Source organism: Streptomyces sp. NPDC097107 (assembly GCF_044762405.1).
GTDB lineage: Bacteria > Actinomycetota > Actinomycetes > Streptomycetales > Streptomycetaceae > Streptomyces > Streptomyces thinghirensis.
On the sequence record NZ_JBIWEF010000002.1, the window covers coordinates 670512 to 693801 of the forward strand.

The window sequence follows — 23290 nt, forward strand, 5'->3', positions numbered from 1 at the left end:
GTCGTCGCACGGAAACCCACAGCCTGTGGACGACCGGACGCCCCCCGGACCAATCGCGTTAACATGACGAGAAATCGTCCGGTACCCCGAGCGGACTGGAACGGGAAGGCCGCCGTCGCGTGAACACAACCCCACAGCCAGACCCCAGGGACCGCCCCGCGCGTCTCACCGTAGGCGTCGTCGGCGCCGGACGCGTGGGCCCCGCGCTCGCCGCGTCCCTCCAGCTCGCCGGGCACCGCCCGGTGGCCGTCTCCGGTGTCTCCGACGCCTCCAGACGGCGTGCCGCCGCGCTCCTGCCCGACGTGCCGCTCATGCGGCCCGCGGAGGTCCTCCAGCGCGCCGAGCTGGTCCTGCTGACGGTCCCCGACGACGCCCTGCCCGGCCTGGTGACCGGGCTCGCCGAGACCGGCGCGGTGCGGCCGGGCCAGCTGCTCGCGCACACCTCCGGGCGGTACGGCGCGAGGGTCCTGGATCCCGCGCTGCGGGCGGGCGCCCTGCCGCTGGCCCTGCACCCTGCGATGACCTTCACCGGCACCCCCGTGGACGTCCAGCGCCTGGCCGGCTGTTCCTTCGGCGTCACCGCGCCCGAGGAACTGCGGCTGGCCGCCGAGGCCCTGGTCATCGAGATGGGCGGCGAGCCGGAGTGGATCGCCGAGGACAAGCGCCCGCTGTACCACGCCGCGCTCGCCCTGGGCGCCAACCATCTGGTCACCCTGGTCGCCCAGTCCATGGAGCTGTTGCGCACGGCCGGCGTCGAGGCCCCCGACCGGATGCTCGGCCCGCTGCTGGGCGCCTCCCTCGACAACGCCCTGCGCTCCGGCGACGCGGCCCTCACCGGCCCCGTCGCGCGTGGGGACGCGGGCACGGTCGCCGCGCACATCGTGGAACTGCGCGCACACGCCCCGCAGGCCGTCGCCGGCTACCTGGCCATGGCCCGCGCGACCGCCGACCGGGCCCTGGACCACGGTCTGCTGAAAGCCGAACTGGCCGAGGACCTGCTGGGGGTGCTCGCCGACGGCACGGACGGCGGCAACGGCACGGACGGCGGCGACCGCCCGGCCCCGGAAGACCGCACGGACGGCACCGACGGCACCGACCGCATCGCCGGCACGGACGGCGGCGACCGCCCGGCCCCGGAAGACCGCACGGACGGCATCGCCGGCACCGACGGCACCGACCGCGTCGCCGGCACGGACGGCAGCGACAACGGTGACGGCACCGACGGCACCGACGGCACCGGGGGAGACGACCGATGACCACCACCCCGCCGGCTCTGCTGCGCACCGCCGACGAGCTGCACGCGCGCGTGCGGCACGGCCGCCGGGCCGTCGTGATGACCATGGGCGCCCTGCACGAGGGCCACGCCACCCTGGTCCGCACGGCCCGCGACCTCGTCGGCCCGGACGGCGAGGTCGTCGTCACCGTCTTCGTCAACCCGCTGCAGTTCGGCGCCGGCGAGGATCTCGACCGCTACCCGCGCGCCCTGGACGCCGACCTGGGGATCGCCGGGCGGGCGGGCGCGGACGCCGTCTTCGCCCCCGCCGTCGACGAGGTCTACCCGGGCGGCGAACCCCAGGTGCGCGTCACAGCCGGCCCCATGGGCGAACGCCTGGAGGGCGCCTCCCGCCCCGGCCACTTCGACGGCATGCTCACCGTCGTCGCCAAGCTGCTCCACCTCACCCGCCCCGACCTGGCCCTCTACGGCCAGAAGGACGCCCAGCAGCTCGCCCTGATCCGCCGCATGGTCCGCGACCTGAACTTCGGCGTGGAGATCGTCGGCGTCCCCACCGTGCGGGAGGAGGACGGCCTGGCCCTGTCCAGCCGCAACCGCTACTTGTCGACCCGGGAGCGCCGCACCGCCCTCGCACTCTCCCAGGCCCTGTTCGCCGGCCTCGACCGGCACGCGGCCCAGGAGGCGCTGCGCGCGCGTGCCCGCGAGGTGCCCGCCACCCACGCGCGCGCCGAGGCGCTCAGCGCCCTGGGCGAGTCCCGTGCGGCGGCCGACGCCCACGCCGTCGCCACGTCCGCTCCCGACAGCGCCGCGGCCGTCCGGGCCGCCGCCCGCCTGGTGCTGGACGACGCGGCCCGCGCCGATCCGCCGCTGGAGCTGGACTACCTCGCCCTGGTCGACCCGTCCGACTTCACCGAGATCGGCGACGACCACACCGGCGAGGCCGTCCTCGCCGTCGCCGCCCGGGTCGGCGCGACCCGGCTGATCGACAACGTCCCCCTCACCTTCGGTACCTTCGGAGCCGCCTCGTGACCAGCACAGGCATACGACTGCACGCACCCGCACCCGGCTGGGCCATCGCCGCGGACGTGGTGGTCGTCGGCTCCGGCGTCGCCGGCCTGACCGCCGCCCTGCGCTGCGAGGCGGCCGGTCTGCGCACGGTCGTCGTCACCAAGGCCCGCCTCGACGACGGGTCCACCCGCTGGGCCCAGGGCGGCATCGCGGCGGCCCTCGGCGAGGGCGACACCCCCGAGCAGCACCTGGACGACACCCTGGTCGCCGGCGCGGGGCTGTGCGACCAGGAGGCGGTCCGCATCCTGGTCACCGAGGGCCCCGACGCGGTACGGCGGCTCATCGAGACCGGCGCGCACTTCGACGAGTCCGCCGAGGGCGGCCTGGCCCTCACCCGCGAGGGCGGCCACCACCGACGCCGCATCGCCCACGCGGGTGGCGACGCAACGGGCGCGGAGATCTCCCGCGCCCTGGTCGGGGCGGTACGCGCGCGTGGGATGCGCACGATCGAGAACGCCCTCGTCCTGGACCTCCTCACGGACGCGGACGGCCGCACCGCCGGCGTCACCCTGCACGTCATGGGCGAGGGCCAGCACGACGGCGTCGGAGCGGTGCACGCCCCCGCCGTCGTCCTCGCCACCGGCGGCATGGGCCAGGTCTTCTCGGCGACGACGAACCCGTCCGTCTCCACGGGCGACGGCGTCGCGCTCGCCCTCCGCGCGGGCGCCGAGGTGAGCGACCTCGAATTCGTCCAGTTCCACCCCACCGTCCTCTTCCTCGGTCCGGACGCCGAGGGACAGCAGCCCCTGGTCTCGGAGGCGGTACGGGGCGAGGGCGCCCACCTGGTGGACGCCGACGGCGTGCGCTTCATGCGGGGGCAGCACGAACTGGCGGAACTCGCCCCCCGGGACATCGTCGCCAAGGGCATCACGCGCCGTATGCAGGAGCGGGACGCCGAGCACATGTACCTGGACGCGCGCCACTTCGGCGCGGAGATGTGGGAGCACCGCTTTCCCACGATCCTCGCCGCCTGCCGCGCCCACGGCATCGATCCGGTCACCGAGCCGATCCCGGTGGCCCCGGCCGCCCACTACGCCTCCGGCGGCGTCCGCACCGACGCCCGCGGCCGTACGACGGTCCCCGGCCTGTACGCGTGCGGCGAGGTCGCCTGCACGGGTGTGCACGGCGCCAACCGCCTGGCCTCCAACTCACTCCTGGAGGGCCTGGTCTACGCCGAGCGCATCGCCGCGGACATAGCCGCCGGCCACGCGGACGACACCCTCCGCGCGCGCGTACCCGCACCCCTCCAACAGCCCGCGAACCCGGCGCACCCGCTCCTCCCGCCCGAGTCCCGCCTGACCATCCAGCGGATCATGACCGCCGGCGCCGGCGTCCTGCGCTCGGCCGGCTCGCTCACGCGGGCGGCGGACCAGCTGCTCCACCTCCACACCGAGGCCCGCGAAGCCCTGCACGAGAACGGCAAGACGTCCGAGCCGGGCGTGGACACCTGGGAGGCCACCAATCTCCTCTGCGTGGCCCGCGTCCTGGTGGCCGCGGCGGCGCGGCGCGAGGAGACCCGCGGCTGCCACTGGCGCGAGGACCACGCGGACCGCGACGACCCGACGTGGCGCCGCCACATCGTCGTACGCCTGAACCCGGACCGGTCCCTCGCCGTGCACACCACGGACACGCCAGAATTCCCCCCGACCACCCACGGCCCCCAGCCGGCGCAGCGTCCCCAGGAGCAGTGACAGCAGTGAACACCCCCGACCTTCCCCTCGCCTCCACCGGAGGCTGCGGCGACGGCTGCGCCTGCGGCGCGGACACCGACGAAGACGCCTTCATGGAGTGCGGCCTCGACCCCGCGCTCGCGGCCCTGATGCTGGACTCCGGCCTGGACCCCGTGGAGGTCGAGGACCTCGCGAACCTCGCCATCCAGGAGGACCTGGCGGGCGGCGTGGACGTGACGACGGTCGCGACCATCCCCGAGGACGCAGTGGCCACCGCCGACTTCACCGCGCGTGAGGCGGGAGTGGTGGCCGGTCTCCGGGTCGCCGAGGCGGTGATGTCGGTCGTCTGCACGGACGAGTTCGAGGTGGAACGCCACGTCGAGGACGGCGACCGCGTGGAAGCCGGCCAGAAGCTCCTCTCCGTCACCACCCGCACCCGCGACCTCCTCACCGCCGAGCGCAGCGCGCTGAACCTCCTGTGCCGCCTGTCGGGCATCGCCACGGCCACGCGCGCGTGGGCGGACGTCCTGGACGGCACGAAGGCGAAGGTCCGGGACACCCGCAAGACGACCCCCGGGCTGCGCTCCCTCGAGAAGTTCGCGGTCCGCTGCGGCGGCGGCGTCAACCACCGCATGTCCCTCTCGGACGCCGCCCTGGTCAAGGACAACCACGTGGTGGCCGCCGGCGGCGTGGCAGCGGCCTTCCGGGCCGTCCGCGAGCGCTTCCCCGACGTCCCCATCGAGGTCGAGGTCGACACCCTGCACCAGCTCCGCGAGGTCGTGGACGCCGGCGCGGACCTGATCCTCCTGGACAACTTCACCCCGGACGAGTGCGAGGAAGCGGTGGCCCTGGTCGCCGGCCGGGCCGCCCTGGAGGCCTCGGGGCGCCTGACCCTCACCAACGCCAAGGCGTACGCGGCCACGGGTGTCGACTACCTCGCCGTGGGCGCCCTCACCCACAGCTCCCCGATCCTGGACATCGGCCTGGACCTGCGAGCGGCGGAGTAGAGCCATGCTGCTGACGATCGACGTAGGCAACACGCACACCGTCCTGGGTCTCTTCGACGGCGAGGACATCGTCGAACACTGGCGCATCTCCACGGATTCGCGCCGCACCGCCGACGAGCTGGCGGTCCTCCTCCAGGGCCTGATGGGCATGCACCCGCTGCTCGGCGACGAGCTGGGCGACGGCATCGACGGCATCGCCATCTGCGCGACGGTCCCCTCGGTCCTGCACGAACTGCGCGAGGTCACCCGCCGCTACTACGGCGACGTCCCCGCGGTCCTCGTCGAACCGGGCGTGAAGACGGGCGTCCCGATCCTCACCGACCACCCCAAGGAGGTCGGCGCCGACCGCATCATCAACGCGGTCGCGGCCGTCGAGCTCTACGGCGGCCCGGCGATCGTCGTGGACTTCGGCACGGCGACGACGTTCGACGCGGTCAGCGCGCGCGGGGAGTACATCGGCGGGGTCATCGCCCCGGGTATCGAGATCTCGGTCGAGGCGCTCGGCGTCAAGGGCGCCCAGCTCCGCAAGATCGAGGTGGCCCGGCCGCGGAGCGTGATCGGCAAGAACACGGTCGAGGCGATGCAGTCCGGCATCGTGTACGGCTTCGCCGGCCAGGTCGACGGGGTGGTCAACCGCATGGCCCGCGAGCTGGCCGACGACCCCGACGAGGTCACGGTCATCGCGACGGGCGGGCTGGCGCCGATGGTCCTCGGCGAGTCCTCGGTCATCGACGAACACGAGCCGTGGCTGACGCTGATGGGGCTCCGCCTGGTGTACGAGCGGAACGTGTCCCGCATGTAGCTGTCGGCGTGGGTATGGGCGCGGGTGCGGGCCGGGGTGGGCGTCGCGGCCCGGCGCTGTGGGGCCGGGGTGGGCGTCGCGGCCCGGTGCCGCGGGGTGCCTCCCTCTCTCGGCGCGCCGCGGGGTGCCTCCCCCTCTCGGCTCCGCTCGAACGGGAGGTGCCGCCACCGCTCACCCCCTGCCGCCCCGGGAAGCACCTCCCAGGAGCGGCACGCACTGGAGGAGGCACGACTGCCCGCGGCCGGGAGGTGAGGGGCGGTATCCGCATACGAGTGGCCGCCCACGCCACACCCGCACCCTATGCCGAGTTTGTCTGATTAGCGCGTATCGTCGCCGCATGCCCACGCCCTACGGATCCCGCGGCGGTATGGCGTTCGGTGCTCAGGAGCTGCGTGTGCTCCGGCGCGCCCTCGCCCTCGCCCTGAACCCCAGCCCCGTCTCGGCGGAGGAGGCCCAGGACTGCCTCCGCCTCGCAGAGTCGCTCGACGAGGCGATGCGGGAGAGCGCCAGGCTGCGCGCCTTCCTGGTGGCCGACCTCGCCCGGTACCGCGCCGCGCTCCCCGGCACCGTCACCGGTTACCTCGCGCTCCTGGACGAGGCGCTGGGCGCCGGGCACCGCCCGGACGCGGACGACCTCGCCGCCCTCGGAGCCCTGCGCGGCAACCCCGCTGCGGCCGCTCTCCTGGCCCGCTGCGGGCCGAAGGCGGCCACGGTGACCCGCGCGGCCACAGTCGTCCTCCCGGCCGCTCGTACCCGCCTCCACGCTCTCCCCGGCGGTCGGCAGCCCGACAAGGAACCCGCGCGGAAGCCCGCCCAGAAACCGGCCCCCCGCCCCGCCCCGGCCGCCCCGAAGCGCCCCGTCCCCACCCCGGGCGAGGTCTTCCCGCGCCGCAGGCCGGCCCCGCCCGCCCCCGGCTCCCGGCACCACCTCGTGGCCGGGTGACACGGCCTGGCTACCCTGGCTCCATGGACTACGTCTCCGCGCTCCTGCCCCCGGCCGTCATGGCCGTGTTCTTCATCGGCGTGATCAGGGTGATCGTGAAGACCCAGGGTGGCGCCAACAAGGCCAAGGAGGACGCGGCCGTCGACGCCGCCCTCGCGCGAGCGGAGGGCGCCCGTCAGGCGCCCGCCCACCCCGAGGCCTGACCGAGCCCCGCACCCGCGCACGGCTCCCCGCACCCATCGCGAGGAGTCGTGCGCCCTTTTTGTGCTCATTTGCTCGCAAAATCGCACGTCCGGCACGCCGTCGCCCGGATCTCCCACTATCGTTCAGAGCGTGCCTCGCCCATTGGGAGAACTCGAAGACGCGGTCATGACGAGGGTGTGGAAGTGGAACCGCCCCGTGACCGTTCGGGAAGTCCTGGAAGACCTGCAACAGGAACGGTCCATCGCGTACACCACGGTGATGACCGTTTTGGACAATCTCCATCAGAAGGGCTGGGTGCGCCGCGAGGCGGAAGGCCGGGCCTATCGATATGAGGCGGTCTCCACCCGTGCCGCCTACGCCGCCGCGCTGATGAACGACGCTTGGTCCCAGAGCGACAACCCCACCGCCGCCCTCATCGCCTTCTTCGGCATGATGAGCGAGGAACAGCGCGAGGCGCTCAGAGACGCCATCCGCATCGTGCAGGGGCCGGAAACCCCCGCGCCCAACCCCGGCTCGGTACCGGACGCGGGCGAGCGATAGCGTCCCCACATGTCAAAAGCCATCACCGTCCGGCGGGCCCGCACCAGCGATGTCCCCGACGTGCGCCGGCTCCTCGACACGTACGTCCGTGACCGCATCCTGCTCGACAAAGCGATGGTGACGCTTTACGAGAGCATCCAGGAGTTCTGGGTCGCGGAACGGGACGACAACGCCGAGGTGGTCGGCTGCGGCGCCCTGCACGTGATGTGGGAAGACCTCGCGGAAGTACGCACTCTCGCGGTGAAGCCGGGCCTGAAGGGCTACGGCGTCGGTCACCGGCTGCTGGAGAAGTTGGTGGAGACGGCACGCTGGCTCGGTGTTCGCCGCGTATTCTGCCTGACCTTCGAAGTGGACTTCTTCGGCAAGCACGGCTTCGTGGAGATCGGGGAGACACCCGTCGACACCGATGTCTACGCGGAGCTGCTGCGTTCCTATGACGAGGGCGTAGCGGAGTTCCTGGGTCTCGAACGAGTGAAACCGAACACCTTGGGCAACAGCCGGATGCTTCTGCATCTGTGATCGTCGGGCAACGGCGGGCATCCGTAGCTCTTCCCAGTCCTTCGCAGCCCTTCGCCAGGTTTATTCCACCGACGGACCGTTCGCGGGTTCCCTATGTCCGAAACGCGCATCTTCTCGACCCGGAGGCGAGCTGCCGGTCTCCGTCGAGGGTTTGTGTTTTTCCGGCAAAAGCGGTTTGCTTTCCGACGTACTGCAGTACTGCATATAACAAGGGACGGCGATACGGCGGACGCCGGCGGATCTCCGGCCCTCAAGTTATCGATGAAAGGAAATCCGGTGGCACAGAAGGTTCAGGTCCTTCTTGTCGATGACCTCGACGGTGGCGAGGCAGACGAGACCGTGACGTTCGCGCTGGACGGCAAGACGTACGAGATCGATCTCACCACCGCCAATGCGGACAAGCTCCGTGGGCTTCTCGATCCCTACCTGAAGGGCGGCCGGCGTACCGGGGGCCGTGCCTCGGGCGGACGCGGCAAGGCACGTGCCTCTTCCGGCGGCAGCCAGGACACCGCGGCGATCCGCGCGTGGGCGAAGGAGAACGGCTACGAGGTCAACGACCGCGGCCGTGTTCCCGCGACGATTCGCGAGGCGTACGAGCAGGCCAACGGCTGATCACCCGGCCCGCGCCACGGACTCCGCCCCGAACGCCCTCAGAACGTCGCCCGCTGGAACGGGGAGACCGGGAGGGACGGGGAGGACGGCGAGGGCACGGAGAGTCGGACCCGGTGGCACTGAGTCGCCAGCGTCTGGACCAGTCGCGCGAGATCGGGGGCGGCTCCGGCGCCCCGAACGGCCGACAGTGCCGGCAGCGAGGCGTCGACCCCGCACCCCGGCTCCGGGGCGCGCAGCCAGACGGCGGTGCCCTGCAGGCCGTCGCGACCCGGGGGACGCGGCGGCAGGCCGGTCGAGCCCGGTTCGGGGGCCAGGGGCGCCTCCATGAGGCCGCCCGCGCCGACCGCCATCAGGTCGAGCGGCAGCGAGCCCCACTCCAGCCACTCCAGCAGCCCGGGCATCTCCTCCGCGCCGCCCGCCGCCACGAGCAGCAGCATCCGCTCGCCCCGGACGGCCACCGGAAAGCCGGGCCCCCGCGGGGCCGGGCCGGGCCGCCGGAGCAGCCCGAGCCGTTCCAGTGCCGCGAGGCCCGCCTCGGCCGGGACGTCCAGTACGTCGAAGCGGACGCCCACGCGGAGCCGTACCGGGGCCCCGGGCACCGTCGGCCAGCCGAGGGCGCTCTCGTACCACCCCCGCACCCGCTCCCACGTGCCACCCGCGTCGAGCGGCCGGCGGGGGAACGGCACCGAGGGGGCGGCGGGTGCCGACGGTGCGGAGGAAAGGACAGAGGCTGTCGTCCGGGCCGGGGGGACCGGAGGAACCGGGGGCGGGGCGCCGACCATGCCAAGTGCAACAGCCGAAAGAGCGCTCAGGTTACGCTGGGTGGCAAGCTGAATGCGCTGAGTGCCGGAAGAGGGGGCGTGCGGGGGTGCGGGGAGGCGCAAGGTTGTTCGCCCGTAGCGGAGGGAACCGGGGGGCGCGGCATGGAGTGCCAGTCCCAGCGGGTAAGACATCCCTAGTGGGAGGGGGCGACACGCAGATTGGGCCGTCTCACGTTCGCCATCGGCGTACTGGCGAGTGGGGTAAGTGCCTGGCCTGCGGGAACATCGTCTCGCACCATCGGGTTGTGGCAGATGTCGGCGTCAGGGGTCAGGAGGCCATCGACGGTGTCGGCAGTTGGAATGAGCGGTCCCCGCTTGCGGGACTAAGCTGCGGAAGGACAGGGAGGGGAAGTTCCCCTTACTGCCTGACCGCTCTGAGGAGCGATTAACGATGTTCGAGAGGTTCACCGACCGCGCGCGGCGGGTTGTCGTCCTGGCTCAGGAAGAAGCCCGGATGCTCAACCACAACTACATCGGCACCGAGCACATCCTCCTGGGCCTGATCCACGAGGGTGAGGGTGTCGCCGCCAAGGCCCTTGAGAGCCTCGGGATTTCGCTCGAGGCGGTCCGCCAGCAGGTGGAGGAGATCATCGGCCAGGGCCAGCAGGCCCCGTCCGGCCACATTCCCTTCACTCCCCGTGCCAAGAAGGTTCTGGAGCTGTCGCTCCGCGAGGCCCTCCAGCTGGGCCACAACTACATCGGCACGGAGCACATCCTGCTCGGCCTGATCCGTGAGGGCGAGGGCGTCGCCGCCCAGGTCCTGGTCAAGCTGGGCGCAGATCTGAACCGGGTGCGGCAGCAGGTCATCCAGCTGCTCTCCGGTTACCAGGGCAAGGAGACCGCCACCGCCGGCGGTCCTGCGGAGGGCACGCCCTCCACGTCCCTGGTCCTCGACCAGTTCGGCCGGAACCTCACCCAGGCCGCTCGTGAGTCCAAGCTCGACCCGGTCATCGGGCGCGAGAAGGAGATCGAGCGGGTCATGCAGGTGCTGTCCCGCCGTACCAAGAACAACCCGGTGCTGATCGGTGAGCCCGGCGTCGGCAAGACCGCCGTCGTCGAGGGCCTCGCGCAGGCCATCGTCAAGGGCGAGGTGCCCGAGACCCTCAAGGACAAGCACCTCTACACCCTGGACCTCGGCGCGCTGGTCGCCGGCTCCCGCTACCGCGGTGACTTCGAGGAGCGCCTGAAGAAGGTGCTCAAGGAGATCCGCACCCGCGGCGACATCATCCTGTTCATCGACGAGCTGCACACGCTGGTCGGTGCGGGTGCCGCCGAGGGCGCCATCGACGCCGCGAGCATCCTCAAGCCGATGCTGGCCCGCGGTGAGCTGCAGACCATCGGTGCGACCACGCTGGACGAGTACCGAAAGCACCTGGAGAAGGACGCGGCCCTCGAGCGCCGCTTCCAGCCGATCCAGGTCGCGGAGCCGTCGCTGCCGCACACGATCGAGATCCTCAAGGGCCTGCGGGACCGTTACGAGGCCCACCACCGCGTCTCCATCACGGACGAGGCCCTGGTCCAGGCGGCGACGCTCGCCGACCGCTACATCTCGGACCGCTTCCTGCCGGACAAGGCGATCGACCTGATCGACGAGGCCGGCTCCCGGATGCGCATCCGCCGGATGACCGCGCCGCCGGACCTGCGCGAGTTCGACGAGAAGATCGCCGGCGTCCGCCGCGACAAGGAGTCCGCGATCGACTCGCAGGACTTCGAGAAGGCCGCCTCCCTGCGCGACAAGGAGAAGCAGCTCCTCGCCGCCAAGGCCAAGCGGGAGAAGGAGTGGAAGGCCGGCGACATGGACGTCGTCGCCGAGGTCGACGGCGAGCTGATCGCCGAGGTCCTCGCGACCGCCACCGGCATCCCGGTCTTCAAGCTCACGGAGGAGGAGTCCTCGCGTCTGCTGCGCATGGAGGACGAGCTCCACAAGCGGGTCATCGGCCAGGTCGACGCCGTCAAGGCGCTGTCCAAGGCGATCCGCCGTACCCGTGCCGGTCTGAAGGACCCGAAGCGTCCCGGTGGCTCGTTCATCTTCGCCGGTCCGTCCGGTGTCGGTAAGACCGAGCTGTCCAAGGCGCTCGCGGAGTTCCTCTTCGGTGACGAGGACGCGCTGATCTCCCTCGACATGTCGGAGTTCAGCGAGAAGCACACGGTCTCCCGTCTCTTCGGTTCGCCCCCCGGTTACGTGGGCTACGAGGAGGGCGGTCAGCTGACGGAGAAGGTGCGCCGCAAGCCGTTCTCGGTCGTCCTCTTCGACGAGGTCGAGAAGGCCCACCCGGACATCTTCAACTCGCTGCTGCAGATCCTGGAGGACGGTCGCCTGACCGACTCCCAGGGCCGGGTCGTGGACTTCAAGAACACGGTCATCATCATGACGACCAACCTCGGCACCCGGGACATCTCCAAGGGCTTCAACCTCGGCTTCGCGGCCTCGGGTGACAAGAAGACCAACTACGAGCGCATGAAGAACAAGGTCCAGGACGAGCTGAAGCAGCACTTCCGGCCCGAGTTCCTCAACCGCGTCGACGACGTGGTCGTCTTCCCGCAGCTGAGCCAGGAGGACATCCTGCGGATCGTCGACCTGATGATCGACAAGGTCGACGAGCGCCTCAAGGACCGGGACATGGGCATCGAGCTCTCCCAGTCCGCCAAGGAGCTGCTGTCCCAGAAGGGCTACGACCCGGTGCTGGGCGCGCGTCCGCTGCGTCGCACGATCCAGCGCGAGGTCGAGGACACGCTGTCGGAGAAGATCCTCTTCGGCGAGCTGCGCCCCGGCCACATCGTGGTCGTGGACACCGAGGGCGAGGGCGACGCCAAGATCTTCACCTTCCGGGGTGAGGAGAAGTCGGCGCTCCCCGACGTCCCGCCGATCGAGCAGGCGGCCGGCGGCGCCGGGCCGAACCTGAGCAAGGAGGCGTAGCCCTCCGGGGGTGAGCCGGGAAAGGGGCTGCTTCGGGACTTCCGTCCCGGGGCGGCCCCTTTCGCTGCCCCTTTCGCTGTGCCGTGTCAGCGTTCGTCCAGGGTGATTTCTGCGTCCGGGAAGAGGGCGGCGAAGGGCGCGATGTCGAAGCGGGCGCCGGGGGCGGTCTGGAGGACGACGTTGCGCACGTCGGGCACCAGGGCAGGGACGGACGACACGTCCTCGTGCCCTTCCAGGGCCGCGAAGCTCAGGTCGACGACGCCGGGGAGAACCGTCATCGCCCGAGGCCGCCCGGCAGGAGCGACGCGTTCAGATAAAGGGCTGTGAGCAGCGGCAGCCGGGCGATCTCCGCCCAATCCTCCGCGTCGAGTGAAAGGGCGGGGCCCAGGCTGAGGTACTTCAAGGTCTGCCAGTGGGACAGACCGCGAAGACCGGTGTTGTCGATGGCCGCGAGCCCGAGAAAGAGGAACTCGAACGGCGCGGCCAAGGGGAGGGCGTCCGTCAGCCGGCTGCCCGGAAGGCTCCTGTGTGAGGGACAGGAAGTGGAGCGAGTCCAGCTCGCGCAGACCGGACAGATCGGCCCGGGTCAGCCGGACCGGCCTGTCGACCAGTCCGGCGCCGGGGCCGCCCGTCGCGAAGAGCTTCTTCACCAGCGGGGCGACCAGGCTGGACGCCAACTTCCCGCCGAGTACCGCCGGTTCCATGCGCCACCCCCGTGGTGATCGACGGGGGGAGCCTGTCGAGTGTCAGGACAGCTGGCCGTCGTAGTCCGGGAGTTTGAAGGTCTTCTCGGCGTGGCCGCCCGACAGGTCGGTGGTGCTGTTGCCGATGTTCGCGATGATCGTGTAGCCCTTCGACTCGATCTCGGCGCGCTGTTCGGTCTTGTACTCGGCGACGTCCCGGAACAGGTCGAGGAAGCCGCGGACGTACAGACCGGAGGACTCGTAACCGGCGTGGTCGAGGTTCCACTCGGTGGGCGCCTCGATGATGCCCGGGCGGGCGGTCACGAAGAACAGGGCGACGCCGTGCTCCTGGGCGTACCGGGCGGTCTCCAGGACCGGCCGGTTGGCGGGCTGCGGGTAGCTGAAGCCGAAGTCGGTCTCCAGGGAGGTGTTGTCGATGTCGAGGACGATCGCCTGCTTCTCGCCGGGGCGGGCGTCGGCGATCCGCTCCTTCAGGTAGGGCAGCGCCGTGTCCATCACGGCCTTGCAGTCCCGCTGCCAGGTGTCGTAGCCGACGTCCGCGGTGGCGGCCGCGACGGCTGCGGTCGCGGAACCGCTCGTGACGGTCGCGGAACCGCTCGTGACGGTCGCGGCCTCCACGGGGGTGGCGAGGGCGACGAGGGCTGCCGCGGAGACCGCGCTCACCGATGTGCGGCGCAGCCAGGGGCGTCTGTTCATGGGGGGTCCTCTCACGTCCGTACGCGCTGCTGTTTGTCGAGTGCATGCTCGGTGCTGAGGATGGCGTGAGAGGAACCGTAGGGTTACTGAACGGTAAGTCGCTAGGGCCGTGCAGGAGATGACGGGAATCCGGCCCGGGCTCAGGGCGTGGAGCGCGGGTCACCTCGATTGAGCCGGGCAGGCGCTTCGCACCGCGGACGCCGCGGACCGGTGTGGTGCGTACGCGTCGTAGTCGGGTGTGCGTCGCCGGCGGGGCCGGGTCGGCGTCGTCGACATCGGACAAGGTGAGCGACACGGAGCGAGGGAACACCTCGACGAACGAACTCAGTTGCACCCCACCCGAGGGGAGTGCTGCCGGAGCCGGCGTCACCGCGCAGCGGTACCCGGTCGTGACCGGCCAGGGCCTGCTCGACGGGCTCGCGGGCCGTCGGCGGGGCACCGTCTCAGGCTGCCCGGGTGACGAGGAGCCGGGCCGCGAACCTCGTGGGCGCCGCCCCGGGCCGCCCGGCAGGCTCAGATACGCCGTGTCCTCGGCGGTGTGTGAGGGGGTGCTCTCGATCAGGAGGTCGGTACGGCTCACCAGATCGTCCAGGCTGCGGTGCTGCTCGCCGAGAGCGCGGGCGACGAACGCCGAGCGCCGGCGCGGCTCCTTCCCGCCCCGGAAGGACACGAGCGCCGACAGCCGCACCGGCCCGTCGACCAGTCCGGCGCCCGGGGCCTCTCCCGCACGAACAGCTTCTTCACCAGCGGGCCGACCGTGCTCGCCGTGAGCCTGGTTCCGTAGGTCGCCGGCCCACATCCCAGCCCGCCTCAAGCCGCGCGTAAGGCCGCGCCGGCGTAGTCCCCGTCACATTCACCGGTCCCTCGATCCTGCCCGCCGGTGATGTGCCGCACAGGGCTTTCAGCCTGTACTACCAGGAATAGTGGAAGCCGCAAGAACTACGAAAACGGACATATCTGTGCGCCGCGATGACGGGTGCGCGGGGCTTTGAGCTGGTTTTGTCCAGAATGGGGGCTCTGTCAAGAGTCAGGAAGTATCGCGCTGAAGTACTAAATAACGTCGTAGGTCACACCTTTGTGCGGTTCGGGGGTGCCGGGTTACCAATGTTGAAGCCCGCCCGGTGAGCGCCTCCGCGTCCCGCCGGAGAGGCTTTCCTCTGCACCCGTCCCCATGAGGTTCGAATGTTTCCGCGTGTCACGTCCCGCTCTTCCCGTACGACCATCCGCACCCGCGCCGCGGTGATGGCCGCAGGCCTCGGAGCCTCGGTCGCGCTGGGAGCCGGGGTCGCGGCCGCCACCGGCACCACGGCGGCTTCCAGCACCTCCACCGCCGCGAGCGCCGTCGAGGCCCAGGCCGCGGCGCAGGCCAAGGCGGCGAAGGCCGACGCGAAGACCGTCGCCGCCAAGAAGGCGGCCCCCGAGAAGAAGGCCGCCTCCTGGGTGGACCCGGTCAAGAAGTACAAGCTGACCGCGAGCTTCGCCCAGAACGGCGGCATGTGGGCCGCCAAGCACAGCGGCCAGGACTTCGCCGTGCCGATCGGCACCAACGTCGTCGCCGCGCACGGCGGCACCGTCGTCAAGGCCGGTGGCAACGGCGCCGGTGACGGCCCCGCCTACGGCAACGCGATCGTGATCAAGCACGGCAACGGCACGTACTCCCAGTACGCGCACCTGTCCAAGGTCAACGTGAAGGCCGGCCAGATCGTGAAGACCGGCCAGTCCATCGCCAAGTCCGGCAACACCGGCAACTCCAGCGGTCCGCACCTGCACTTCGAGATCCGTACGACCCCGAACTACGGCTCGGCCGTCGACCCGGTCTCCTTCCTGCGCGCCAAGGGCGTGACCGTCTGAGGGGCAGGGCTACGCGCCTGATGAACCCCGGTGTGCCTGGGTGACCAGATCGGTGGCGACCTCGAGAACAGCCGCGCGCTGTTCCTCGGGGTCGCCTTCGAGGTCGCTGAGGACGAACATCCCGGCGTGCAGCGTGAACAGCGCACTGACACAGCGGACCTGGTCGACCAGGTCCGCTTCCGGGTCGATGAGGCTGTCGCGCAGGCCGAGCATGCGGGTCTTGAACATCTCGCCGATGCGCAGGTCCCGCACCGTCGCCTGGTTCTCCTGCATGAAGCGGAACAGCGGCGCCGCGCCCGCCAGCGCCTCGCTGTAGCGGCGGATGATCTCCTGCTTGGCCTCCAGGGTGTGCGGCTGCTCACGCGCCCACGCGATCAGGTCCTCCATGGGCCGTGAGAGATCCTCGAAGATGCTGACGAGGATCTCTTCCTTGGTCTTGAAGTGGTAGTAGAGCGCGGCCTTGGTGACGTCCAGGATCTCGGCGATCTCGCGCAGCGAGGTCTTCTCGTACCCCTGTTCGGCGAAGAGTTCGAGCGCCACGTCCTGGATGCGCTGGCGGGTGTTCCCGCGGCGTCGCTGCTGCTTGGTGCCGTCCATCGTGCCGCCCATCCTCCTACGCACCTCCTGCTCCGCGCACTTTCCGAAAACTTACTTGACGACCGGCTAGTTGCGCGTCTACCTTCCCGAGTGTAGTCAACTTGCCGGTCGGCAAGTAAGTAGGCGAGTGGAGCAGCGAGCGGCTGGGGGAGTGGGAGCGATGGCGGACACACCAGGAGCGGGCGCGGACGCGCCGGGAGTGCAAGCCGGCGAGGCCGGCGGCAAGCAGCCGAGGAGCGTACGGGTCGTTCTGCTCGCGCTCATGATCGCGATGATGCTCGCGATGCTCGACAACATGATCATCGGCACCGCGATGCCGACGATCGTGGGCGAACTGGGCGGCCTGGAGCACCTGTCCTGGGTGGTCACCGCCTACACCCTCGCGACCGCGGCCTCCACTCCGCTCTGGGGCAAGATCGGCGACATGTACGGGCGCAAGGGCTCGTTCATGACGTCGATCGTGATCTTCCTGATCGGCTCGGCGCTCAGCGGCATGGCCCAGGACATGGGCCAGCTCATCGGCTTCCGCGCCGTCCAGGGCCTCGGCGCCGGCGGTCTGATGGTCGGCGTCATGGCCATCATCGGCGACCTGATACCGCCGCGGGAGCGCGGCAAGTACCAGGGCATGATGGCCGGCGTCATGGCGCTGGCGATGATCGGCGGACCGCTGGTCGGCGGCACCATCACCGACCACTGGGGCTGGCGCTGGTCCTTCTACATCAACATCCCGCTCGGCGCGGTCGCGCTGGTCGCCGTCAGCGCCGTACTGCACCTGCCGAAGAAGCGCAGCCAGGCGCGCATCGACTACCTGGGCGCCGCGCTGCTGACCGTCGGCATCACCGCCATCGTGCTCGTCACCACCTGGGGCGGCACCGAGTACGCCTGGACCTCCGCGCGGATCATGGAACTGATCGGCATCGGCGTCACCGCGCTGGTCGGGTTCGTGTTCTGGCAGACCCGGGCCGCCGAGCCGATCATGCCGCTGCACATCTTCCGCAGCCGCAACTTCGCGCTGATGTCCCTCATCGGATTCATCGTCGGTTTCGTGATGTTCGGCGCCACCCTCTTCCTGCCGCTGTACCAGCAGGCGGTGCAGGGCGCGTCCGCCACCAACTCCGGGCTGCTGCTCCTGCCGATGCTGGGCGCGATGCTCGTCACGTCGATAGTCGCGGGGCGAGTGACGACCAGCACCGGCCGCTACAAGGTCTTCCCGGTGGTCGGCGGCGCCCTGATGACCGTCGGGCTGTACCTGTTGTCGCTGATGGACACCGACACCAGCCGCCTCACCTCCGGGGTGTACATGGCCGTCGTCGGTCTCGGCATGGGCTGCCTGATGCAGATCACCATGCTGGTGGCGCAGAACAGCGTGGAGATGAAGGACATGGGCGTCGCGTCCTCCTCCACCACCCTCTTCCGCACCCTCGGCTCCTCCTTCGGCGTGGCGATCATGGGCGCCCTGTTCAACCACCGGGTCCAGGACGTCATGGCGGAGAAGGCCGGGGCGCTGGGCTCCGAGGTCACCGAGCAGTCGGCGCAGCTGGACGCGGCGAGTCTGGCCCAGCTGCCGGAGGCGGCGCGCGTGGCGTACCAGGACGCGGTCTCCTCCGGCACCCACGGCGCGTTCCTGCTCGGCGCCCTGGTGGCGGTGGTCGCCCTGGTCGCGGCGGTCTTCGTCAAGGAGGTCCCGCTGAAGGGGGCGGGCCCGAAGGCGGCCGACGCCCCGGCCGACGGCGACGGCCACGGCGACGGTGACACGGCCGCGGCGAAGGCGCCGGTGACCGAAGCGGTGTGACGCCCGCCTGTCACCAGGGCCTCCGGGTGGTTCCGGCTACCCGGAGGCGGTCCACCAGCTCGGTGATCGCCCACTGAAAGCGCGGCCGGCCCGGTGGCTAGGGTGGTGGCTGCGGAGGCGCCGCGAGGGCGGAAACCGGAGGGCGTGGCATGGCCGGAAACAGCGGAAGAGGCGGCGGAAGCCCGTTGCGACGAGCGGAGCTGACCGGCGCCGCCGGGACCGCCGTCCTTCCGGTCGCCGCGGTCGTCCTGGCGGGCGTGGAAGCCTCGTTGCCCTGGTGGGCGGTGGCCGGTCCGGCCGTGCTGACGGCCGGACTCGCGGGCTGGGCCGGGGCGCGGGTCGGCCGGCGGCGCGCCGTGCGCCGCGCGGCCCTGGAACCGGGCGAGAAGGTCCTCGGTACCTACACCGTCCGGCCTCCCCACCGCGAGCACACACCGCCCGCGGCGCACGAGGGCCCGCAGTACCAGCTCCTGGTGACCAGCCACGGCCTGCAACTGTGGGAGCGTTCCGCACTCCTGTGGCGCCACCCGTGGCCGGAGCTGCGCGTACTCGTCGACGGCCCGCGTCTGCGCGTCCACCACGAGGGACGCGAGGCCGGGAACATGCTGCTGGAACCGGCGGGGGCCGCCCAGGAGGTACGCCTCGCCGCCGCACGGCACGCGGCCGGCTGAGCGCTCGGTCACGGACGCGGCGTCGGCGGAGCCGCTCGGCTGACGCATTCGAACCACACCGTCTTGCCCCGCCCGTCGGCATACGGTGCGACACCCCACCGTTCGGTCACGGCCGCGACGATCACGAGTCCGCGCCCGCCGTCGCCCAGCGTGTCGGCAACCGCCGGAACGGGCAGTTCCGGGCAGCTGTCGGCGACCTCCACGCGTACTCCGCCGGGGTGCAGCAGGAAGCACACGCGGCAGCGGCGGCCGGGCACGTGCCGTACGACGTTGGCGACCAGTTCGGTGAGCGCCAGCTCGGCGGCGTCGGCCACGTCGGACAGGCCCGAGCGGACGAGGTAGAGCCGCAGGACGCGGCGCAGGTGCCGGGCCGAGTGCGCTCCCATGGCGAACTCGGCGTGGTACTGACTTGCAACGTCCGTCTCTTGCGGACCGGTTACGTGATTCACGCCACAAGGCTGCGACGCACTGCATACGCTCGGCTACGCACGGAAACGAACGCCGCGAGGTGTTGCCGTCCGCAGTCCCGGAGTGAGGTGCCGCAGTGGCCAACATCCAGTCCCTCGACCCGACCGCTTCCCCACTCGACTACTACGGCTGGGAACTGCGCCGCCAGCGCGAAGCGCACGGCCTCCGGCAGGGCCAGCTCGGCGAGATCATCTTCTGCACCGGATCACTGGTCGGCCAGATCGAGACCACGAAGAAGGTTCCGACGCGGGACTTCTCCGAGCGGGTGGACGCCGCGCTGGGCACGGACGGTTTGTTCTCCCGGCTGGTCGGGCTGGTGCTGCGCAGCCAACTCCCCACGTGGTTTCAGCCGTACGCGGAGATGGAGGCGAAGGCGGCGTACATCTCGACGTACCAGGCGCAGTTGGTCTACGGGCTGTTGCAGACGGAGGGGTACGCGCGGGCGGTGCTCGACGTGGAGCACCTGGGCAACGTGGACGAGATGGTGGCCGCCCGGATGGAACGCCAGCGCATCCTCCAGCGTGACCAGCCGCCGGCTCTATGGGTCGTCCTGGACGAGGCCGCCCTGCTCCGGGAGATCGGCGGACGGGACGTCATGCGCAGACAACTGGCCCACCTGTTGGCCTTCGCGGCCGACCCCTGGGTCCAGATCCAGGTCCTGCCGCTTGCCACAGGCCAACACACGGGCATGATGGGTACGTTCACTCTCTTGCGGTTCGATGCCGATCCCGACCTCTTCTACATGGACGGTTACGACCGTGGGCACATGACCGCCTCACCAGAGGTGATCAAGGAACGCTCATTCGGCTACGCTCGACTGCAAGCCTCAGCCCTCTCTCCCGAGGACTCGGTGAGACTGATCACCCGCGTGATGGAGGAACGCTATGCGGCCCCGCACTGCAAAGAGCAACGTTGAGTGGCGCAAGTCAAGTTACAGCGGAAGCAACGGCGGCGAATGCGTGGAGTGCACCGTCACCGGTGGTGCCGCCTGGCGTACGTCCTCGTACAGTGGCCCCAGCGGCGGCGACTGCGTGTCGGTCGCCCACAACTGCCCCACCGGTGCCGTCCCCGTGCGCGACAGCAAGAACACGGCCGGGCCGGTCGTCACCGTCGGGGCCGGGGCCTGGCAGGCGTTCGTCCACGCCCTGCGCTAGCTGCCGCCCATAACCCGAGCACAACACCCCCAACTGTCATCGGGCCGCTCATTTGAGCCGCTCGATGACAGTTGCCCGCAATATGCTCACGTTCGCCACTACTCCCCCCGGTCCGCCTGCCGGGCAAGGAACTCCTCGAACACCGCCTTCTGCTTCGGGTCCATGAAGCCCTGGCGGACATTGCGGGCCGTCTCCTCCAGCCAGTGCGCCTCGCCCGGGTCCAGGAGCTCGGCGACCACCACGCCGTCGCGGACGACCGCCGTGCGCCCTCCCACGCGGCGGCGGTAGAGCGTGAATGCGCCGTACTCCGCCGGATGAGCCGACTCCGGCTCCTCCTTCTCCTCCGCCTCGGCCCGGTCGGCGGCGACCCTCGGCGGGTAGGCGGTGGGAGACCGGTGCTCCCACAGAGCCGGCGTCGCCGCGGTCACGAGCACCGCGTGTTCCGAAGGCCCGCCCTCCCACACGAACGTGACCGTGATCGGCTCACCGACGGCCTCGGCCAACCCGAGCACCCGCTCCACCTCGTCGTTGACCGGGTAACTCACCTCTGCGTCGATCCGTATCCCCATGGCGTCCAAGGCTATGGACGGCCTCTGACACCGCCCGTGCCTCCACCGGCCGCTGTCAGTGGCCCGTGCCTCCACCGGCCGCTGTCAGTGGCCCGTGCCACCATCGGCGTATGGACAAGCTGCGGCAGTTGCGGTTGGCGAAGGACGCCATGGACCGTGACTGGGCCGACCCGGCGCTCGATCTCGACGCCGTGGCCGCGCACGCCGGGTACTCCCGGTATCACTTCCTGCGCGCCTTCAAGGAGGCGTACGGCGAGACACCGGGCCAGTACCTCACCCGCCGCCGCATCGAGCGCGCCGAGGACATGCTGCGCACCGCCGGCCTGTCCGTGACCGAAATCTGCCACCTGGTCGGCTTCAGCAGCCTGGGCACCTTCTCCACCCGGTTCAAGGCGTGGACCGGACTGACCCCGAGCGAGTACCGGACGAAGCACATGGGCCGGGGCACCGCCCTCATACCCGGCTGCTACGTCATGCACTGGGCCGGTGGAGTGCGGCGCAATTCCGGAGAAGCGGACTGAGACCCCCGCTGCCTACCGTGGCAGGGCGAGCGGGAACGGCCGCCGAAGAAGCGCGAACAAGCAGGAGCACGCCATGATCAAGGGTCTCGCCATCTCGACCGTCTGGGTCCTCGACCAGGACCGGGCCAGGAAGTTCTACACCGAGAAGCTGGGCCTGGAGGTCCGCACCGACATGACCATGGGCGAGGGCGGCATGCGCTGGCTGACCGTCGGCTCCCCGAACCAGCCCGACGTCGAACTGACGCTGATGGTCCCGTCCGGCCCCTCGATGGACCCCGAGTCCGCCGGGATGATCAAGAAGCTGGTCGCCAAGGGCGCACTCGGTGCCGGCGTGCTGACCACCGACGACATCCACGGCGACTACAAGAAGCTCAAGGACCGGGGGGTCGAGTTCCTCCAGGAGCCGCAGGAGCGCCCGTACGGCACGGAGGCCCTTTTCCGCGACGACTCCGGCAACTGGTTCTCCTTCACCCAGCCCCGCGAGGGCGGCCTCGGCATGGACCAGGACTTCGCCTGCTGAGCGGCTGAGCGGCTGAGCAGCCGAGCGGGGCTAAGACCGGCCCGGGGAGCCGCTGTGGGTCCGGTCCGGCAGCATCGGGTAGCTCCCGGTGTTCGTCGGCGCGTGCTCCGGCAGCCACAGCACGGCGACCGCGCCCTCGGCCGGTACGTGCTCCGGGGCGCCGGCGGGCCGTACGTTGCGGAAGGTGAGCCGGGCGCCCAGGACCCGCGCCTGACCGGCCGCGATGGTCAGGCCCAGCCCGTGCCCGCGGCCCGCCCGGTCCGTGCTGCCGGTGCGGAAGCGGCTCGGGCCCTCGGCGAGGAGGGCCTCGGGGAAGCCCGGCCCGTGGTCGCGGACCCGGATCACCCGGCCCTCGACGCTGACCTCGACGGGGGGCCGGCCGTGCCGGGCCGCGTTGGCGAGCAGGTTGATCAGCACGCGCTCCAGGCGTCGCGGGTCGGTGGTGACCTCCGACTCGTGGATCACCCGCACCTCCACGTCCGGGTCCTTGGCCGCCACCCGCCGGGACACGAAGTCGCCCAGCATGATGTCCTGCAACTCGGCCCGCTCCGAGGCCCCGTCGAGCCGGGCCACCTCCAGGACGTCCTCGACGAGCGTCCGCATCGCCTTCGCGCGGTCGAGGACCAGCTCGGTCGGGCGGCCCGGTGGCAGCAGCTCGGCGGCGGTGAGCAGGCCGGTCACCGGGGTGCGCAGCTCGTGCGCGATGTCCGCGGTGACCCGGCGCTCGGCATCCAGCCGCTTCTGCAAGGCGTCCGCCATCGCGTCCACGGCGCTCGCGAGATCGTCGGTCTCGTCCCGGACCACCCCGCCGATGGCGTCCCGCACGCGGACGTCCGGCTCGCCGTTGGCGACCCGGTGCGCGGCGGTGGCGGCCTTGCGCAGCCGGCGCGACAGCTGGCCGCCGATGAGCACGCCGAGCGCGCTGCCGGCGAGGACGACCGCGATGGAGCCGATGACCAGGGCCTGGTCGAGGTCCGTGAGGATGTCCGCGCTGCGGTCGGTGAACCCGGAGTGCAGGGACATCACGTGCCCGTCCTTGAGCGGCACGGCGGCCCAGATGTCCGTCACCCCGTCGGCCCGCTCGGTGACGTACGTCGCCCGCCGCCCGTTCTCGACCTTGCGGCGCAGCTCCGCGGGCAGCTCGGGGTCGTCGATCTTGGCGTTCGGGAAGTTCTGCCGTCCGGACAGCTCGTAGTTGCGCTGGGCGATCAGGACCCGGTCGTCCGCGAGGTCACGCGCGTTGTCCAGCATCGACACCCGGGCCGCGTTGTGCACGACCAGGCTCAGCGCCACCGCCACCAGCGCGCCGACCAGCGCGATGGCCGCGCTGAGCTTCCAGCGCAGCCCGGTACGGATGCTCAGCCTCGTACGGAAGAACCCCCGCATGTCCCTGTATCCCCGAATCCCCGC

The 23290-nt window shown here is 71.0% G+C and carries 27 protein-coding genes; 19 read left to right on the plus strand and 8 right to left on the minus strand.

Translation table 11 applies throughout. The features are described from left to right. The first annotated feature begins 119 nt into the window (after window positions 1-119). From ACIQ1J_RS06815 to ACIQ1J_RS06860, 10 genes are all read left to right on the plus strand, one after another. The gene (locus ACIQ1J_RS06815; protein ID WP_403554700.1) at window positions 120-1256 is read left to right on the plus strand and encodes a Rossmann-like and DUF2520 domain-containing protein; all 1137 of its coding nucleotides are present in this window, start codon (window positions 120-122) and stop codon (window positions 1254-1256) included. Beyond that, window positions 1253-2263, plus strand: a complete 1011-nt coding sequence (gene panC, locus ACIQ1J_RS06820) for a pantoate--beta-alanine ligase (RefSeq protein ID WP_403554702.1) — start codon at window positions 1253-1255, stop codon at window positions 2261-2263. The genes ACIQ1J_RS06815 and panC overlap by 4 nt, the downstream gene beginning before the upstream one ends. Then, on the plus strand, window positions 2260-3993 hold the full coding sequence (locus ACIQ1J_RS06825) for an L-aspartate oxidase (protein WP_403554704.1): 1734 nt from the start codon (window positions 2260-2262) through the stop codon (window positions 3991-3993). The genes panC and ACIQ1J_RS06825 overlap by 4 nt, the downstream gene beginning before the upstream one ends. Before the next feature lie 5 nt (window positions 3994-3998). Beyond that, window positions 3999-4979 carry a carboxylating nicotinate-nucleotide diphosphorylase gene (gene nadC / locus ACIQ1J_RS06830; RefSeq protein WP_210962669.1) on the plus strand — a complete coding sequence of 327 codons (981 nt, stop codon included), beginning with the start codon at window positions 3999-4001 and terminating at the stop codon, window positions 4977-4979. A 4-nt stretch (window positions 4980-4983) separates the two neighbouring features. After that, window positions 4984-5781: a type III pantothenate kinase gene (locus tag ACIQ1J_RS06835; RefSeq protein WP_121748364.1), complete on the plus strand. Its 798-nt coding sequence runs from the start codon at window positions 4984-4986 to the stop codon at window positions 5779-5781. A gap of 337 nt (window positions 5782-6118) precedes the next feature. Then, complete coding sequence (locus ACIQ1J_RS06840) at window positions 6119-6724, plus strand: hypothetical protein (RefSeq protein WP_403554706.1); 606 nt, start codon at window positions 6119-6121, stop codon at window positions 6722-6724. Window positions 6725-6747: 23 nt separating this feature from the next. Further along, window positions 6748-6927: a hypothetical protein gene (locus ACIQ1J_RS06845; protein ID WP_279564289.1), complete on the plus strand. Its 180-nt coding sequence runs from the start codon at window positions 6748-6750 to the stop codon at window positions 6925-6927. Between the two features lie 130 nt (window positions 6928-7057). Continuing rightward, window positions 7058-7468 carry a BlaI/MecI/CopY family transcriptional regulator gene (locus ACIQ1J_RS06850; RefSeq protein WP_193776423.1) on the plus strand — a complete coding sequence of 137 codons (411 nt, stop codon included), beginning with the start codon at window positions 7058-7060 and terminating at the stop codon, window positions 7466-7468. 9 nt (window positions 7469-7477) lie between these two features. Beyond that, a complete protein-coding gene (locus ACIQ1J_RS06855) occupies window positions 7478-7987 on the plus strand; it encodes an amino-acid N-acetyltransferase (protein ID WP_121748368.1) in 510 nt (169 codons plus the stop codon). A gap of 276 nt (window positions 7988-8263) precedes the next feature. Then, window positions 8264-8599, plus strand: a complete 336-nt coding sequence (locus ACIQ1J_RS06860) for an Lsr2 family protein (RefSeq protein WP_210962649.1) — start codon at window positions 8264-8266, stop codon at window positions 8597-8599. A gap of 38 nt (window positions 8600-8637) precedes the next feature. Here ACIQ1J_RS06860 and ACIQ1J_RS06865 read toward each other — a convergent pair whose 3' ends face one another. After that, the gene (locus ACIQ1J_RS06865) at window positions 8638-9381 is read right to left on the minus strand and encodes an SCO3374 family protein (RefSeq protein ID WP_403554710.1); all 744 of its coding nucleotides are present in this window, start codon (window positions 9379-9381) and stop codon (window positions 8638-8640) included. 430 nt (window positions 9382-9811) lie between these two features. Here ACIQ1J_RS06865 and ACIQ1J_RS06870 point away from each other — a divergent pair, with 430 nt between their 5' ends. Next, window positions 9812-12337: an ATP-dependent Clp protease ATP-binding subunit gene (locus ACIQ1J_RS06870; protein WP_210962650.1), complete on the plus strand. Its 2526-nt coding sequence runs from the start codon at window positions 9812-9814 to the stop codon at window positions 12335-12337. Window positions 12338-12423: 86 nt separating this feature from the next. Here ACIQ1J_RS06870 and ACIQ1J_RS06875 read toward each other — a convergent pair whose 3' ends face one another. From ACIQ1J_RS06875 to ACIQ1J_RS06885, 3 genes are all read right to left on the minus strand, one after another. Further along, the gene (locus ACIQ1J_RS06875) at window positions 12424-12615 is read right to left on the minus strand and encodes a hypothetical protein (protein ID WP_403554841.1); all 192 of its coding nucleotides are present in this window, start codon (window positions 12613-12615) and stop codon (window positions 12424-12426) included. Further along, on the minus strand, window positions 12612-12824 hold the full coding sequence (locus tag ACIQ1J_RS06880; RefSeq protein WP_403554843.1) for a hypothetical protein: 213 nt from the start codon (window positions 12822-12824) through the stop codon (window positions 12612-12614). The genes ACIQ1J_RS06875 and ACIQ1J_RS06880 overlap by 4 nt, the downstream gene beginning before the upstream one ends. A 259-nt stretch (window positions 12825-13083) precedes the next feature. Further along, a complete protein-coding gene (locus ACIQ1J_RS06885; protein WP_403554712.1) occupies window positions 13084-13737 on the minus strand; it encodes an HAD family acid phosphatase in 654 nt (217 codons plus the stop codon). Window positions 13738-14335: 598 nt separating this feature from the next. On the opposite strand from ACIQ1J_RS06885, the gene ACIQ1J_RS06890 reads away from it, so the two are divergent. Both ACIQ1J_RS06890 and ACIQ1J_RS06895 read left to right on the plus strand, forming a co-directional pair. Continuing rightward, window positions 14336-14521, plus strand: coding sequence for a hypothetical protein (locus ACIQ1J_RS06890; RefSeq protein WP_403554714.1), 186 nt, complete (start codon window positions 14336-14338; stop codon window positions 14519-14521). 398 nt (window positions 14522-14919) lie between these two features. Beyond that, window positions 14920-15588 (plus strand): M23 family metallopeptidase, encoded by a 669-nt coding sequence (locus ACIQ1J_RS06895; RefSeq protein ID WP_403554716.1) that lies wholly within the window; start codon window positions 14920-14922, stop codon window positions 15586-15588. 9 nt (window positions 15589-15597) lie between these two features. On the opposite strand, the gene ACIQ1J_RS06900 is transcribed toward ACIQ1J_RS06895, so the two are convergent. Then, complete coding sequence (locus ACIQ1J_RS06900) at window positions 15598-16197, minus strand: TetR/AcrR family transcriptional regulator (protein WP_403554718.1); 600 nt, start codon at window positions 16195-16197, stop codon at window positions 15598-15600. A 148-nt stretch (window positions 16198-16345) separates the two neighbouring features. Here ACIQ1J_RS06900 and ACIQ1J_RS06905 point away from each other — a divergent pair, with 148 nt between their 5' ends. Continuing rightward, entirely contained in the window at window positions 16346-17977 is a 1632-nt protein-coding gene (locus ACIQ1J_RS06905; protein ID WP_403554720.1) for an MDR family MFS transporter, read from the plus strand. A gap of 185 nt (window positions 17978-18162) precedes the next feature. After that, window positions 18163-18648, plus strand: a complete 486-nt coding sequence (locus tag ACIQ1J_RS06910) for a hypothetical protein (RefSeq protein WP_403554722.1) — start codon at window positions 18163-18165, stop codon at window positions 18646-18648. A gap of 8 nt (window positions 18649-18656) precedes the next feature. On the opposite strand, the gene ACIQ1J_RS06915 is transcribed toward ACIQ1J_RS06910, so the two are convergent. Then, window positions 18657-19034, minus strand: a complete 378-nt coding sequence (locus ACIQ1J_RS06915) for an ATP-binding protein (RefSeq protein WP_403554724.1) — start codon at window positions 19032-19034, stop codon at window positions 18657-18659. 158 nt (window positions 19035-19192) lie between these two features. On the opposite strand from ACIQ1J_RS06915, the gene ACIQ1J_RS06920 reads away from it, so the two are divergent. Both ACIQ1J_RS06920 and ACIQ1J_RS06925 read left to right on the plus strand, forming a co-directional pair. Next, window positions 19193-20032 (plus strand): helix-turn-helix domain-containing protein, encoded by an 840-nt coding sequence (locus tag ACIQ1J_RS06920; RefSeq protein ID WP_403554726.1) that lies wholly within the window; start codon window positions 19193-19195, stop codon window positions 20030-20032. After that, entirely contained in the window at window positions 20001-20270 is a 270-nt protein-coding gene (locus tag ACIQ1J_RS06925; protein ID WP_403554728.1) for a DUF397 domain-containing protein, read from the plus strand. The genes ACIQ1J_RS06920 and ACIQ1J_RS06925 overlap by 32 nt, the downstream gene beginning before the upstream one ends. A gap of 98 nt (window positions 20271-20368) precedes the next feature. Here ACIQ1J_RS06925 and ACIQ1J_RS06930 read toward each other — a convergent pair whose 3' ends face one another. Continuing rightward, window positions 20369-20839: a hypothetical protein gene (locus ACIQ1J_RS06930; protein WP_403554730.1), complete on the minus strand. Its 471-nt coding sequence runs from the start codon at window positions 20837-20839 to the stop codon at window positions 20369-20371. A 110-nt stretch (window positions 20840-20949) separates the two neighbouring features. On the opposite strand from ACIQ1J_RS06930, the gene ACIQ1J_RS06935 reads away from it, so the two are divergent. Both ACIQ1J_RS06935 and ACIQ1J_RS06940 read left to right on the plus strand, forming a co-directional pair. Further along, window positions 20950-21360, plus strand: coding sequence for a helix-turn-helix transcriptional regulator (locus ACIQ1J_RS06935; RefSeq protein WP_403554732.1), 411 nt, complete (start codon window positions 20950-20952; stop codon window positions 21358-21360). A 73-nt stretch (window positions 21361-21433) separates the two neighbouring features. Continuing rightward, window positions 21434-21880, plus strand: coding sequence for a VOC family protein (locus tag ACIQ1J_RS06940; RefSeq protein WP_403554734.1), 447 nt, complete (start codon window positions 21434-21436; stop codon window positions 21878-21880). A gap of 30 nt (window positions 21881-21910) precedes the next feature. On the opposite strand, the gene cseC is transcribed toward ACIQ1J_RS06940, so the two are convergent. Further along, window positions 21911-23266 carry a two-component system sensor histidine kinase CseC gene (gene cseC / locus ACIQ1J_RS06945; RefSeq protein WP_403554736.1) on the minus strand — a complete coding sequence of 452 codons (1356 nt, stop codon included), beginning with the start codon at window positions 23264-23266 and terminating at the stop codon, window positions 21911-21913. Window positions 23267-23290 lie beyond the last annotated feature (24 nt).